This is a genomic window from Spiroplasma endosymbiont of Lasioglossum villosulum, from assembly GCF_964020195.1.
Classification (GTDB): domain Bacteria; phylum Bacillota_I; class Bacilli_A; order Mycoplasmatales; family VBWQ01; genus Spiroplasma_E; species Spiroplasma_E ixodetis_A.
Genome location: NZ_OZ026539.1, coordinates 926,568 through 941,356, shown reverse-complemented (window position 1 = coordinate 941,356; position 14,789 = coordinate 926,568). Strand labels below are relative to the sequence as shown.

Sequence of the window (14,789 nt, the reverse complement as noted above, 5' to 3'; positions counted from 1 at the left end):
TTTTGTTTTAAAATTTAAAAGAAAGGAAGAACGAATATGAAAAAACAATCATTTTTGCTTTTTAAAAATGCGTTTAAACAAGCAATTCGTAATAAAATTCAATTAGTTGGTTTAATTGTTTTAGTATTATTATCATCAACTATTTTTTCATTAATGCAAACAAGTTTAGCAAGAATTTCTGATGAATATTCAACATTAGTTGCAAAATCTAATTTACATGATTTTGTTATTGATTTATCTAATACTACTCCAAAAACTGTTTCTAATAAAATCTCAACATCAACAACTGCTGTTGATGAAAAGAATGATTTTGATATTAACAATATTGCAAATGATGCTGGTAATGAATTTATATGAGATCGTGTTGAAGGCAGAACTATGCAATTAGATAATAATAGTAATCCTAGAATTTTAAAAATATTAACTTATAATCAAGATGCTCGTATTGATAAATTAATCATTAGTGATGGTTATCAAATAGGAGATAGTAAAAATCCAGATAAAACTCCAAGTTGAAAACAGGTAGTTATTAATAAAGAATTTGCTCAAAAAAATAATTTGCATATTAATGATACAATTCGTGTGCAATCAGATCAATTAGGAAGTAGTTTAAAAGTTTCAGGATATGATTTAAATGATGCTGCTTATAGTAGTTATAATTGATTAAAAATTGTTGGATATGGTGTATCTGCTGATTTCACAACTCCAATTATTGATCAAACTACACCAATTCCAAATAAAACTCGTGAAGGTTTATTATACGTTGATCCAATGCAATTTGGTTTAAGTAAAAGGTTAGAAAAAAATAATTATATTTGGTCATATGATAAAGCTAATGAAAAAATCACAATTTCTTCTGATAATGATCGCGAAATTTATTTTGTTGGAAAATCAACAATAGGTAAAATTAATGATATTAAATTAATTTCACAAAGTTTAAGAAGTAAATATATTAATACTATTGATTCTGATGCTGCTTTAGTATATAAGTTAGGAAATAATAAGTATACGTTTAATAATCGTACTGCTACTTTGAATGCAACTATTATTGGATTTAAAAGTTTATTAATTGGTTTATTGTTAATTGTTTTAATTATTACAGGAATTACAGTAATATTAATTACTTATAAAAATATTGATAATTCACGAACACAAATTGGAATTTTAAAATCATTAGGTTATAGTAATATTAAAATTTTAATTACATCTTTAGCTTATCCAATGGTAGCAGCACTTATTGGTACTATTTTAGTGTTTTTACCAGCAAGTGGTTTACAAGTAATTATAGTTCAAACATTTGCCAACTATTTTAATCTAGATTTTGGTCGTTTTATTTTTGATGGTTTAGGATTTATATATTGTTTAATTTTAATATTTGGTTTTTTATCAATTATTGCATGAGTTATTAGCGCTTTAACAGTTATTAAAAAACCAATAGATTTAATTAAAAACGAATCAGCTACTGTTAATTCTCGCTTTAGTCGAATTATTAAAACAAAAAGTATTAATCGTGGATTTTTAACAAGATTCCGTTTATCACTATTTACATCATCAATTGGAAAAATGGCAGCAGCATCATTAACTATGTTTTTAGGAACAACGTTAATGACAACATCTATTATTGGTCCAAAAATTATGGCTGATAATAAATTACTTTCTTTTACTGGTATGAATTATCACTCCTTAGTTGAATATGACATTCCGACTTATAATTCTCCATATAGTTTTTATAAAACTTATAATCCAAATAATAAAGATGATTGAACTTATACTTCTACTGTTGATAGTACTACTGGTGATACATATTGACATCCACCACGTTTTGATAATTCTGGACCATTAAATGATACTTTTGTTAAAGAATTATTAGAAAATAATATTAATGCTGAAGCATATGCTCCAATGTCAGATGAATCTAATCCCGGTGGTGCTATTAGTGATTTAGGATATACTGGTTTAACGTATTTAAATGGTAAAATGCTTACTAAAAACTTTTTAAATGGATTAGATTCTAGTGATATTAAAGATGCTTCTGTGATTGTTGGAATTATGGTACAAATGGCTTGACCAAATGCATTACCAATGTATGACACAGTTTTAAAAAATACTAATATTAACAGTTTTTATAGTGAGAATACTTATAATATTATTAGAAAATTTTATCAAAACTATCGAACAACAGTGGCAATGAATATTAGTGGTACGATTTCGAAGACTGGTAAGATTAGTACTAATCCTAATGATTTAGATATTACAAAATTCAAAGATTGAGCAAATAGTAATATTCCTGCTTACAAAAATGCCTCAAGTAAGGGTCCTACTTTTATTAATGATATTGATAATTTAAGTTTTGATACTAGCGATAAATTATATCCGTGACATTTAACTAATGAAACACAATTATTGAATAATAATGCATCTGAAATTAGTGACAAAGAGCGTGATAGTTGAATTAATAAAGTTGGAATTTGATTTGGTGCTTTATTTTATAATAGAATGGGACAAACTGTAGTGCAAGGTGCTTATACTAAAAGCCCATATTTTATTCGTCAAAATATTGCCAAAGCTTATAGTGATCCCAATGTTCCTTTTAATGCTGCTTTTAATGTTGTGCCTTTTGATAAAGAAACTGATGAATTAGGAACTTACTTTATTGGTACTCCTGAAAAATTATTTAAACAGAACAAATATTTAATGAAAGTTTATGGTTTACAAAATCAACAACAGTTAGGCAAACCTTCAATGATGCAATTATATGATGCTGGAGGTTCTTCATTAAATCCACTTTTAGAACAAGAAAATAGTGATGATAGTATTAGTCTTGTTATTAATCAAACGATTGCTAAACAATTAAATTTAAAAATAAATGATGAATTTAAAATGAGTAGTAATGGTAATACTATGAAATTTAAAGATAATAATAAATTGAAACCTTTTGATTTGGATAAAATTAATATTGATAACATTGTTGGTGATAGTAAAAATGTTAATAATGTTACATTATTAAGACAACAAACTGGTTATACACAAGTTGATGAGTTAAAGGATGGGGCTTATGATAATATGGGTATTAATGCTACAAATATGTTAAAAGAAGTTACTGCTGGTAAGGTTGTTAATTCTTATAATGATAAGATAAGTTCTAAAACACCAACGTATAAAGTAGTTGGTATATATAATGGTTATGGTCAACCTAATGCTTATATTAGTAAAACTAATGCTGATAAAGTTTTATCATTTAATAAAACAAAAGAATTTTTATTTTTATTATTTAAAAAAGAATGAGAAGACAAAAAAACAACTTGTGATGTTGATTTTGGTAAATTAAAATTATTTAATGAATATCAAAATTTTCTTAATCAATTAAATGATCCCGTTATTTATAAACTTAATCAAATATTTGAAAATGAAAATCCAATTTTTAATTTTAAATTTTCAAATTCGCAATCATTACCAGATATAACTAATTCATTTTCAACTTCGCAAATGTATGGAGATTACAGTGCTTTTGGTTTAAATGGTGGTACTGATGGTTCTGGTACTTATCAAGGTTATGGTGCAGGTAGTGCTGTTAATATTACGCCACAAGATATCCATCATCAGTTGTTAAATCAAATTACTGCTTTAGTTGATACAGTATTGGTTGCATTTATTATCTTTTCATTAATCATTTCGTTCTTTATTATTTTATTAACAAGTAATTTAGTAATTTATGAAAATCGTAAAACAATAGCAACAATGAAAACACTTGGTTATAGTGATGCAAAAATAACTAATATTGTTATTGGTATGTATTTACCAGTGATTGCTGTTATGTTTGTTATTGGTTTTCCCGTAGGATGAATAATTGTTAAGTTTATTCTTAACTATTTAGCTGCTAATACAACATGGGTTTTACCATTATTCTTTGTTTGATGATTACCGCTTGTGGTTGGTTTAATTGTCTTTGGTATTTATGCAACAACCTTTATTATTGATTGATATGCCATGAAGAAGATTAATCCAATTAAAACTTTAAATGAAATTGATTAAAAGCAGAAGGGAATAAAAACATGAAAAATGATAAAAAAAACACTAAAAATTCAAGTGAACAAGTAACTAAAAATAAGTTAGAATCTAGTTTTACAAAGAAGTCAGTATCTAAAAATGAAGGTGCAATACCACCAGTAACCCATAAATCTCATGATAAACCAGAATCAAAGGAAGAAATAGAAGCTAATAAAGCCAAATTGCAAGCTTTTAAAGATAATCAAAAAGCAATTAAAAAATTAACAAAAACTCATTCAAAAGAAATTTTAGCAGGTAAAATTATATCAATGACTAATAATACTCCTGATACTCAAACTAATGTTATTGAATTATTTGATGTTAAAAAATCTTACTTAACTGGAGACTTAGAATATGAAGTATTAAAAGGAGTTAATTTAAAAATTAAATTAGGTGATTTTGTTGTTATCTTAGGACCATCGGGAAGTGGTAAGACAACATTATTAAATATTATTTCGGGATTGGATAAATCTAATACTGGTGATGTTTTTGTGGCGGGATACAATTTATCTTTATTAAAAGATAGTCATTTAACTAAATTTAGACGAGATAATGTTGGTTTTATTTTTCAACAATACAATTTATTAACTAACTTAACTGCTCGTGAAAATGCTGAAGTTGGTGAAAATCTTGCTAAAAATAAAAATAAAAATATGAGTATTGATGATATTTTTCAAGTTATTGAAATGGATGAGCATATGAATAAATTTCCAAGTCAATTATCAGGTGGACAACAACAAAGAGTATCGATTGGTAGAGCACTAGCAAAAAATCCGACAATTTTATTTTGTGATGAGCCAACAGGAGCACTTGATGAGGAAATGGGGTGTAAGGTATTAGAGATTTTATTGGATGTTAATCGAGAATATAAAACATCAATTATTATGGTTACTCATAATCCTAACTTCCAATATGTTGCAAATACTGTTATTAACGTTAAAAATGGTAAAATTATTAGTGTAAAGAATAATGAAAAACCAATGAAACCAAATGAAATAAATTGATCATAAGAAAAGGGTATAGATGGGGGTTGATTTAATAAATATAAGAAAAATGCATATTTTCATGCATTTTTCTTATATTTATATAGAGTAAATACTTGTATAAAGAAAAAAATATTAAATTATAAGAATCTAATAGAAAATACTATATTTTATTTAGTTTAATTATTTTTTAGAAAGAAAAAGGTGCAAGGTAATGAGTATTGGTTTAATTACATTTATTATATGAATATGTTTAGTAATTTGAATAGTATTTTTAATTTGAGGTATAAGTTTATGTAATAGTAATAATGCATTAGGCATCATATTATTATTTTTAACATTAAATTTAATTGGTTTAATAATAGGAATTTCTTTATTATATAATAAAAATAAGCAAAATGTAGATAACAAAAAAAATATTAATAGTAATATTAAAATAGAAGAACTAAGTTAAATATTCCTTTTTAGAAATTTTAATATTAAATTAAAAAATCATACCTTAATTTAATACAATTAAAAATAAAATAATAATAAATATTATCATATTAAAGTATGACTTAAAAATATTTAAATGAAACTTGCAAAAAAGTAATTATTTTAACACTGATTGATAAATTATTCAGATATTTTTGTTGAAGATAAATCATAAAATTTACCTTTAATAATATATACTATTGTTTCACAAATGTTAACTAAGTGATCACCTAGTCTTTCAATATATTTCAACTGTTGCATTGTTGATGTATATTGAGAGAGTTGATCATTATTTTTGTTTACTTTTAACATATTGACAATGTTTTTCATTGATTCACGAAAACGATTATCAATATCAATATCATATTCTGCTGCTTGATAAGCTTTATTAATATCATTTTCATTTATAGATTCACCAATTAAATCCATCATTTTAAATACTTTTTTCATTAATCCTGATAATTGAGATGTTAATTTAATTTCTGGTTTATATTTGACATTAAATTTGGATAAATTTTTAGCATAATTTGAAATACGTTCTAAATCACGAATAATATTCATATAGCCAATAATAGTACGTAAGTCAGTAGCAAAAGGATTTTGTTGAGCAATACTTCAAATTGCAGTAATTGTTAAACTTTCAGCGACTGTTCTAATTTCTTTATCGGTTTCAACAATTCTTTTTGACATGTCAAAATCTTGGGTTTCCATTGCTATTAAAGCGTCTTTATGTTCTTTTTTTACTTCTTTTAATAAAGTTAATAAGTTTTGTTTTAAATTTATGATATCTAAATCAAATCTACGGTTAATTATTTTCATTTTTTCCTCCTTTCTCTATAATTAATTATATATATTTTTAACCAAATCTGCCGGTAATATAATCTTCTGTTCTTTTATCTTTTGGTCGTGAAAATATTTTTTTAGTATTATTATATTCAATGACTTCTCCATTTAAGAAAAAGGCAGTTTTATCAGAAATTCGTGCTGCTTGTTGCATTGAATGTGTAACAACAATAATTGTAAAGTCTGATTTTAAATCATTCATTAAGTCTTCAATTTTAGATGCGGCAATCGGATCTAGAGCTGAAGTTGGTTCATCCATTAATAGTACTTCTGGTTTTAGGGCAATAGCACGAGCAATACATAAACGTTGTTGTTGTCCACCTGATAATGATAATGCTGAATCGAATAAGTGTTGAGCAACTTCATCTCATAAAGCCGCTTTTTTTAAAGCATCTTCGACAATTTGATTTAGAATCTTTTTATTTTTAATGCCTTGATTTTTTGGGCCATATGCCACATTTTCATAAATTGACATTGGAAAGGGATTAGGTTTTTGAAATACCATTCCAACTTTAGTTCGTAATGAAATAATATTTTTTTTATTTTCATAAATATCTTCATTATTAAATAATATTTGTCCATTAATTTTAACACCATCAATTAAATCATTCATTCTATTTAAAGTTCGTAGTAATGTTGATTTGCCACAACCACTTGGTCCAATAAAAGCGGTTACTTGATTACGACTTATTTCTAAATTTATATTAAATAAAACCTGTTTTTTGCCATGATTATAGAAGAAATTTAAATTTTTAATAGTAAAAACATAATTACTTTTTGGAATATTTTCTATATTTGATAAATTATTTGATTTGTTATTTGGTTTTTTCTTAAATTTATCTTTCACTTTTAAAAAGTAAGGTTTAATTACATTTACTTTTCTTTTTTTATTGCTATTCGTTGATTCTTTCTTGCTTTCATTTTTTCTTTTAATAATTCAATTGAGCATTTTGTTTTCACCCCGATTCCTGTTGTTAAACTTTTTTCAAAATGTTTTGCTATAAAGTTTAAAATAAATATTAGTATAACTGTTATTAGTGCTGTTTGGTACATCTTTCCTAATTTATTAGGGTCATTTGATTCTTTATTAACTAATAAAATATGGGTTGTTAAAGTTTGTCCTGAACTTAAGAAACCTTTATTGGGAAAAGCAACAGTGCTTCCTAATGTTAGATAAACTGGTGCTGATTCACCAATAATTCTACCCATTGATAAAATCATACTAGTAATAATGCCACCAATGGCAGCTGGAATAACTACTTTTCTTATTGTTTCAAATTTACTAGCACCTAGTGCTAATGATGCTTCGCGATATTCAATAGGTACTGATTTTAATGTATCTTCTACTGCTCTAATAATAAGTGGTAAAATAACAATTGTTAATGTTAAACTAGCAGCAATTGCTGAGAAACTTATTTGTAAGAAAGTAATAAAAAAAGTAAATCCAAACATACCAAAGATAATTGATGGCGTAGAAGCTAAGGTATTTAGCACAAAACGTAATATTGAAGCAAATCAACCATTTTTGGCATATTCGTGAAGATAAATTGCACCAATAATACCTAATGGCATAGCAATAGTAATTGTTGTTAATACCAATAAACATGTCATTGTGATAATTGATAAGTAACCTTCATCACCAGTTGTTGAAATTAAAGCTGCAAAATTAAAATTGAAAATGCTACTACCAGCATTACCACTAATGTTGAAGATACCATTAATAATAATATCACCAATAATTCAAATAATTAATCCCATAGTAATAAAACAAGCTAGCCCCATAAAGAATAATCGAAAATAGTCTTTAAAGTGTTTTCAGCCTTGATTTTTAATAGTTTTTTCACTAATAGTTAACATTAGTTGATTATCAGATAGATTTATTTTTTTTAAATTATAATTTCGTGGTTTTTTATGACCTTTTGCTTTTTTATCACTACGTTTATAAATTATTAAAACAATAAAGTTAATTATTGAAACTATAATAAATAAAAATAAACCAATTCCATATAATGCTGATATTTGTTGAGAACTAACTGCTTCTCCAATTTCTAGTCCAATTACTCCCGCTAAAGTAGAAATTGAACTAAATAAAAATGCAAGTGGACCATGTGCAAAATTTGGGGTTAGAGTACTATTACCAGCAATCATAACAACGGCCATTGTTTCACCGATGACTCTTCCGAATCCAAAAATTATTGCACCAATGATTTTGGTTTTTGCCGCTTTAAAAATGACTTTAAAACTAGTGTCAGTCCTGCTAATACCTAGTGCTAATGATGCATATAGATAAGATTTTGGTACTCGAGTAATAGCATTAACAGATAATGAAATAATTGTTGGTAATGCCATCATTGATAAAATAAAACTTGCTGTCATCATATTTTCTTTGGTTGGTGCTCCCATTTTTACAAAAATAGGGCCAATGGTCATTAAACCAAAAGCACCAAAAACAATTGAAGGAATACCAGATAATAATTCTACTAAAGTTAATGTTGTTTTTTTTAATTTTGGTGGTAAAAATTCACATATAAATAATGATGTTAGTAAACTTAAAGGAACAGCAAGTATCATTGAAAATAGTGCAACTCAAAAAGTGGCAACGATAAAGGCAATAATACCAAAACTATTAGCACTAGGTAATCATTTACTATTTCCTAACATTTTAAATCAATTTAGAAAACTCATATTACTAAATGTTTGACCGATAATAAAACCAATTAATAATGAAGCGGCAATTAGTGCTAATGAAGATATAGACAATACACAAATTTTAGCAATCAGATCATAAGTATGTTTTTTTTGTTCACTAATAAAAACATTTTTTGGATCATGATTTTTATTAAAATGATTAAAAGTTATTTTATGTCAAAACTTTTTAAAAGATTTGGATTTCATTTATTAATACTCCTTTATGGAAAATTGTTTAATCACTGATTTAAATCATAATTTAATTTGTCAGTTAATGGTACTGCTGATTGTGCGTACTGAGTTTCTGAAAAAGCAGGAACTACGTATTCGTTATGACCTGGATAGTCAGGAATAAACAAGAATTTTAGAAATTTAACTAAAGTATTAATTTGTTTAAAATTTTTATTTATTAAACCTGTAAATGGTCGTGATAACTGATAAGTACCATTTTTAATGGTGTCTAAACTTGGAGCAATATTTTCTCAATTAGCAATATGAATATTAGTGAATTGTTTATTCGAATCTAATTGTTTTTTATCTGAATATGAACTATAGCCAACACCACCACTAGACATATTAAACATTTGTGTACTTGAATTAACAGTTATTGCTTGTGGATAATATGCTTTTGAATTACCCAGAACTTTTTCCTTAAAAACATCTCGTGTTCCTGAACCATTTTCTCTAGTATAAGGTAAAATTTTGAGGTTACAAGTTGGTTTGATTCAACCTTGATTTGGTTCTGAAGTATTTTGTGGAAATAAATCTCTTCAGAAAATAGGTGATTTCGATAAATACATTTTTTTTACTTTATCTTGTGTAAAATTTAGAGGTTTATTATTACCTAAGCAATCTTGTGGCAAATTATAAACTAAAATCATACCATCTTTTGATAAAACAAAAGAAATTAAATTATTATTAGGAGTTGTATATTCTTTTGAAAGTCAGCCAATACCAAACATATTTTTATTAACTGGAATTACTGCTGCATCTGAACCTAAACTGTTATAAGTAAAGTCTGCTTCTTTATGATTATCGGGATAGTCTTCCATTAATGTATGCATTAAAGGTGCTACTGAAGTTGAACCCCCCATAATAAAATAGGGTTTATGACTAACTAAAGTTACAATAAAAATACTAATCATTGTGATTAATCAAAATAATGACAAAATTCTTTTTTTTAGCATATAAATCCACCCAACTGAGAGTTTTCTTTATCATACACGTATTATAACAATATAATTAATAAAAACTAGAAAAATTATTTCATTTTTATAAAAAATGTAGGTTCTAGACTATATTATTAATATTTTTTATTAAATATTTTTAATTTAATATAAAAAATAAAAGAAAAGTATTTCTTTCTTTTATTAGTATTCTTTATTTATATATTTCAAAAGATAAAATAACTTTATTTTTTATTATCTAAAGCATTATTTTTCTTTAAAGTTTTTAAAGTACGAGCACTAATCATTAAAGTTTTTCCACCAATTTTTACTGGTTGTAAGTTTGGATTTCATTTTCTTCTAGAAGAGTTCATCGCATGCGAACGGTTGTTACCAGCTAGTGGACCAATACCACTTAAAGCACATTTTCTTGCCATAGTTATTTTCTCCTTATTAATGTTTTAACTAATAAATAATACCATATTTATTTATTTATTTTAAAAAAAATTAAAATTTATTTGTAAAAAATTGAATATTTACTAGGTCATTATTTTAATAAGAAAAATTTAAATTATTTATTTTTTTAAAAAAAATAAAAAATATGTTATAAATAAACTATATTATACAAATTTTTAAGAAATCTTGGAGGAAAAAAATGAATTGTATTATTTATGTTGTGCAAATTGATGATGAAAAAAAGATTGGTTTACATGCACGACCAATAGCCAAAATTGCAGCTGCTATTAGTAAGTATAAAAATATTGAGGTAGAAGTCATTAAATTACCTGATAATGCAGATATTACGAAGTCAGTAAAACTTACTGGTAATGAAACTAAAGTTAAAGCTAAGTCAGTTCTTAATTTTCTAGGTTTACAAGCAAAAAATTTTAGTAAAATTGCTTTTATTATTACAAAAATGGATGAAAAAGTAGAAGATAAAAAACTTGAAGAAGTTAAATCAGAAATTATTTCTTTATTAAAAGAAGAAAAATTAATAAAGTAAATGGTTTTAAAAAAAGTATTCAAAAGAATACTTTTTTTAAAACCATTTATCCTTATGATATAATTATTTACGTTCTTAAAATATTTAAAATATTAAATTATATAAATGGAGGCATTTAATGAGCGAAATTAACAAAAATAAAGAAATAATAATTTCAGAACAAGGTTTAGAAAAGTTAAAAACTGAATTATATAAACGAATTAATGTTGAACGTGAATCAATAAAAGAACGATTAAAAGCAGCTAGGGGTGATGGCGATTTATCAGAAAATGCTGATTATACTAGTGCGCGTGAAGAGCAAGGCAAAAATGAAGCACGCATTCAAGAACTTGAAACGATTATTACTAGTGCTGTTATTCTTGAAGAACAAAAACAACGTAAAAATAGTAATATCAAAGCAGTTCGTGTTGGTAGTTGAGTAACAATTGTAAAAATTAAACATGGTAAAATTGTTTCTGAATCAGAAGAAAAATTTAAAATTGTTGGAAGTATTGAAAGTAATCCATTTGAAGGATTAATTTCTAATGAGTGCCCATTAGCACTATCAATTATGAATTGTGTTGTTGGTGATATTGTTGATATTAAAGGTATTAAAGAAACATATAGGGTAAAAATTATAGAAGTAAAAAATCATTTTTAATTATTTATAATTGAACAGAATGATAATTATAAGTTTTGTTTTCTTTAGTATCTAAATTACTTTGTTGTTTGATTTTTTCAAAATTATTATCTGGGATTTTTAAGCAATTATTTAGTAATTCTTTTATGTTAGAATTTTCAATATTAAAGTTTTCACATATTTCTTTTAAAGAAAGTTTAATTTCAAAGTATGTTTCATCATTTTTAATAGTTATACCTTCTTTAATAATTTTATTTTTTAAGTCATTAATTTCAGTTATATATGATAAATTTGGTAATTTTTTTTGATTAATTTCAAATTTTGGTAAATTAAAAGTTGCTGTTATTACTCATGGGATATCTATTTTTTTAGATGCAACTGCATTATGGTAAGCATTTTTTAAAAATTCTTGTAATTCTTTAGAAAAAATGGTTGCTTTTGAACTATTGTAAATTGAGTGTTGAACATTAATTAGATCTTTTTGATTATAATCAATCATTATTTCTAAATTTAAACGTTTACTTTTTAATTTAAAAGTATTATTTTTTAATATTGTTTTTATAATTTCATATGATTTTGGCATATAAATATCCTTTCTTTTTTTTAACTTATTAAATAATTATTTAATACTAAATTAATTATATATTATGTTGGATTTTAATGTAGTAATAGGAGTTTTAAATAACATTATAAGTTTAATTTAAAAAGATATTATTAAAATATTATTATTTTAGAATAATAAGTTATTTGGTGTACGAGGAAAAGGAATAACATCTCTAATATTATTAATACCAGTAATAAACATTAAAAATCTTTCTAGACCTAAACCAAAACCAGCACTTGGTGCATATCCATATTTTCTTAAATCAAAATATCATTGTAGATCATTACCTTCAATTTTGAATTGAGTTTTATTTTTTAGTAATTGTTCATAATTATCTTCACGAACAGAACCACCAATTAATTCACCAATCCCTGGCACTAATAAATCCATAGCTGCCACTGTTTTTTGTTGTGGATGATTACTATCAATTGGATTAAGTTTCATGTAAAAAGCTTTGATGGTTTGTGGATAGTTAATAACAAAAGTTGGTTGTTTAGTTATTTCTTCACATAAATATCTTTCATGTTCTGATTGTAAATCAATTCCTCATTTAATTTCATTAAATTCAAATTTTTTTCCTTTTTTTTGTGCATTTAAAAGTAATTCAATGACTTCTGTATAAGTAATAACTTTAAAATCAGATTTAAAATCGGCAATTTTTTCTAATTTTTCAATTAGTGATTGTTCATTTTTAGTTTCTTGTTTTTGTTCTAAGAATTTTAATTCAGAATTACAATTATTTAGAACATCTCTAATAACAGTTTTTATTAGTTTTTGGGCTAGTATAATATTATCTTGTAGATTACTAAAGGTAAATTCTGGTTCTACCATTCAAAATTCTGCTGCGTGACGTGTAGTATTAGATTTTTCAGCACGAAATGTTGGTCCAAATGTGTAAACTTTTTGTAAAGATTGAGCGTAGGCTTCAGCATTTAACTGACCACTAACAGTTAATGAGGCTTTTTTCCCAAAAAAATCCTTTTCATATTTATCATTAGTTATAGTAGTAACAATAAAATTTTCACCAGCACCTTCAGCATCATTAGCTGTAATAAGAGGACTATGTAGGTAAATAAATTGATTATCATGGAAAAATTTATGAATAGATCATGATACTTGATCACGAATTCTAAATAATGACAAGAAAGTATTAGTACGAACACGTAAGTGTGCGTGTTCACGAAGAAATTCATTTGTATGTTCTTTTTTTTGGATTGGATAATCATTAGCGCATATGTTGTAGACAGTAGCAGTAATTACTTTTAGTTCAAATGGTTGTTTTGCATTTGGTGTTAAAATTAAATTACCAGTAATAGTAACAGCACTACCAGTAGTAACATTAGTTAAATTGTTATTATTTTCTAAATTTGGATCATATACTACTTGTAAGTTATTAATTGAAGAACCATCGTTTAAATCTAAAAACCCAACTTTTTTACTATTTCGATTAGAACGAACCCAACCGTTAACAGTTACTTGTGTTGGTATTTTTTTAGTTTTATCGTTACTATTAATAAATAAATTATTAATTGTGTAAATCATTATTGTTCCTCCTATTTATTTTTATATAATAAATAAATTATATATTAACTATTATCTTAGTAGGGAATTATTTATGATTTTTTTCATTAATATTTGGGATAAATTTTATTTTTAGTTAGTATAAAATTTGAAATTCAATTTTAAGTTAATGTTATAATATTACTTATAGTAAAGGGAGTTTATTATGGGCAAATTTTTAAAGTTAATTACTAATGGCTTTATGACAGGTGTTAGTGAACCATGATGTAATAATGAAGGAGTTGCAGTTTTACCTTTTGTATATAAATACAATCAATATTGATTTTTATTAATGAAAGAAAAGAATCCTTTATTTGAAAATAAAAAGATATCATTTTTTAGTACTCTAACAGGTGGTTGTAAATTAGGTAAATCATCACTAGAAACTGTTAAGAATGAAATTTTAGAAGAAACAGGAATTAATATTAGAAGCTTAAAACTTGATTGTATTTATAGACTTGGTAGTTACTATGCTAATAAAACTTCAATAAAAATATGACATTTTTATGCTGTTGATTTATCTAGTTTGAATTTAGATTTAAAGTTAAGTTATTTTGGTAAAGGTGATGGTAGTATTGGTGAAAATGGTATTAATGGTATTTTTATTAATGAGAGTGAACTAGATAAAGTTAATGATGCACTTATATTGGCAATTTATGGAAAATTACGATTGAATAATACAATAGTGAACATAAATAAATAAATTTAAAAGGAAGAAAATATGTTTAAAGATATAAAATTTAGATTTATAAAAAGAAAGAAAAATATAAAAGATTTTGGGAGATTGTCAAAAATCCGGAAT

13 protein-coding genes are annotated in these 14,789 nt (G+C 25.0%); 6 read left to right on the top strand and 7 right to left on the bottom strand.

Going from position 1 to position 14,789, the window contains the following annotated elements; genetic code table 4:
• The first annotated feature begins 36 nt into the window (after positions 1 to 36).
• The 3 genes from AACK81_RS05365 (at position 37) to AACK81_RS05355 (ending at position 5,484) form a co-directional block, all read left to right on the top strand.
• Positions 37 to 4,032 (top strand): ABC transporter permease, encoded by a 3,996-nt coding sequence (locus AACK81_RS05365; RefSeq protein ID WP_338960370.1) that lies wholly within the window; start codon positions 37 to 39, stop codon positions 4,030 to 4,032.
• A gap of 20 nt (positions 4,033 to 4,052) precedes the next feature.
• Complete coding sequence (locus AACK81_RS05360; RefSeq protein ID WP_338960368.1) at positions 4,053 to 5,057, top strand: ABC transporter ATP-binding protein; 1,005 nt, start codon at positions 4,053 to 4,055, stop codon at positions 5,055 to 5,057.
• Positions 5,058 to 5,244: 187 nt separating this feature from the next.
• Positions 5,245 to 5,484: a hypothetical protein gene (locus AACK81_RS05355; protein ID WP_286642660.1), complete on the top strand. Its 240-nt coding sequence runs from the start codon at positions 5,245 to 5,247 to the stop codon at positions 5,482 to 5,484.
• Positions 5,485 to 5,645: 161 nt separating this feature from the next.
• On the opposite strand, the gene phoU is transcribed toward AACK81_RS05355, so the two are convergent.
• The 5 genes from phoU to rpmB all read right to left on the bottom strand — a co-directional run bounded on the left by phoU (position 5,646) and on the right by rpmB (position 10,638).
• Positions 5,646 to 6,323: a phosphate signaling complex protein PhoU gene (gene phoU, locus AACK81_RS05350; RefSeq protein ID WP_174480791.1), complete on the bottom strand. Its 678-nt coding sequence runs from the start codon at positions 6,321 to 6,323 to the stop codon at positions 5,646 to 5,648.
• A gap of 37 nt (positions 6,324 to 6,360) precedes the next feature.
• Entirely contained in the window at positions 6,361 to 7,296 is a 936-nt protein-coding gene (pstB, locus tag AACK81_RS05345) for a phosphate ABC transporter ATP-binding protein PstB (protein WP_338960365.1), read from the bottom strand.
• A complete protein-coding gene (pstA, locus tag AACK81_RS05340; protein ID WP_338960363.1) occupies positions 7,221 to 9,242 on the bottom strand; it encodes a phosphate ABC transporter permease PstA in 2,022 nt (673 codons plus the stop codon). Before pstA ends, pstB begins: the two co-directional genes overlap by 76 nt.
• A 14-nt stretch (positions 9,243 to 9,256) precedes the next feature.
• The gene (locus AACK81_RS05335; protein ID WP_338960361.1) at positions 9,257 to 10,222 is read right to left on the bottom strand and encodes a PstS family phosphate ABC transporter substrate-binding protein; all 966 of its coding nucleotides are present in this window, start codon (positions 10,220 to 10,222) and stop codon (positions 9,257 to 9,259) included.
• A 224-nt stretch (positions 10,223 to 10,446) separates the two neighbouring features.
• Positions 10,447 to 10,638 carry a 50S ribosomal protein L28 gene (rpmB, locus tag AACK81_RS05330; RefSeq protein WP_252320665.1) on the bottom strand — a complete coding sequence of 64 codons (192 nt, stop codon included), beginning with the start codon at positions 10,636 to 10,638 and terminating at the stop codon, positions 10,447 to 10,449.
• Between the two features lie 218 nt (positions 10,639 to 10,856).
• On the opposite strand from rpmB, the gene AACK81_RS05325 reads away from it, so the two are divergent.
• Both AACK81_RS05325 and greA read left to right on the top strand, forming a co-directional pair.
• Positions 10,857 to 11,204 carry an HPr family phosphocarrier protein gene (locus AACK81_RS05325; RefSeq protein WP_338960359.1) on the top strand — a complete coding sequence of 116 codons (348 nt, stop codon included), beginning with the start codon at positions 10,857 to 10,859 and terminating at the stop codon, positions 11,202 to 11,204.
• 118 nt (positions 11,205 to 11,322) lie between these two features.
• Positions 11,323 to 11,844 carry a transcription elongation factor GreA gene (gene greA, locus AACK81_RS05320; protein WP_338960357.1) on the top strand — a complete coding sequence of 174 codons (522 nt, stop codon included), beginning with the start codon at positions 11,323 to 11,325 and terminating at the stop codon, positions 11,842 to 11,844.
• Positions 11,845 to 11,848: 4 nt separating this feature from the next.
• On the opposite strand, the gene AACK81_RS05315 is transcribed toward greA, so the two are convergent.
• A complete protein-coding gene (locus AACK81_RS05315; protein ID WP_338960355.1) occupies positions 11,849 to 12,406 on the bottom strand; it encodes a hypothetical protein in 558 nt (185 codons plus the stop codon).
• A 147-nt stretch (positions 12,407 to 12,553) separates the two neighbouring features.
• Entirely contained in the window at positions 12,554 to 13,969 is a 1,416-nt protein-coding gene (asnS, locus tag AACK81_RS05310; protein ID WP_338960353.1) for an asparagine--tRNA ligase, read from the bottom strand.
• Positions 13,970 to 14,153: 184 nt separating this feature from the next.
• On the opposite strand from asnS, the gene AACK81_RS05305 reads away from it, so the two are divergent.
• A complete protein-coding gene (locus tag AACK81_RS05305) occupies positions 14,154 to 14,690 on the top strand; it encodes a hypothetical protein (protein ID WP_338960351.1) in 537 nt (178 codons plus the stop codon).
• The last annotated feature ends 99 nt before the right edge of the window (positions 14,691 to 14,789 follow it).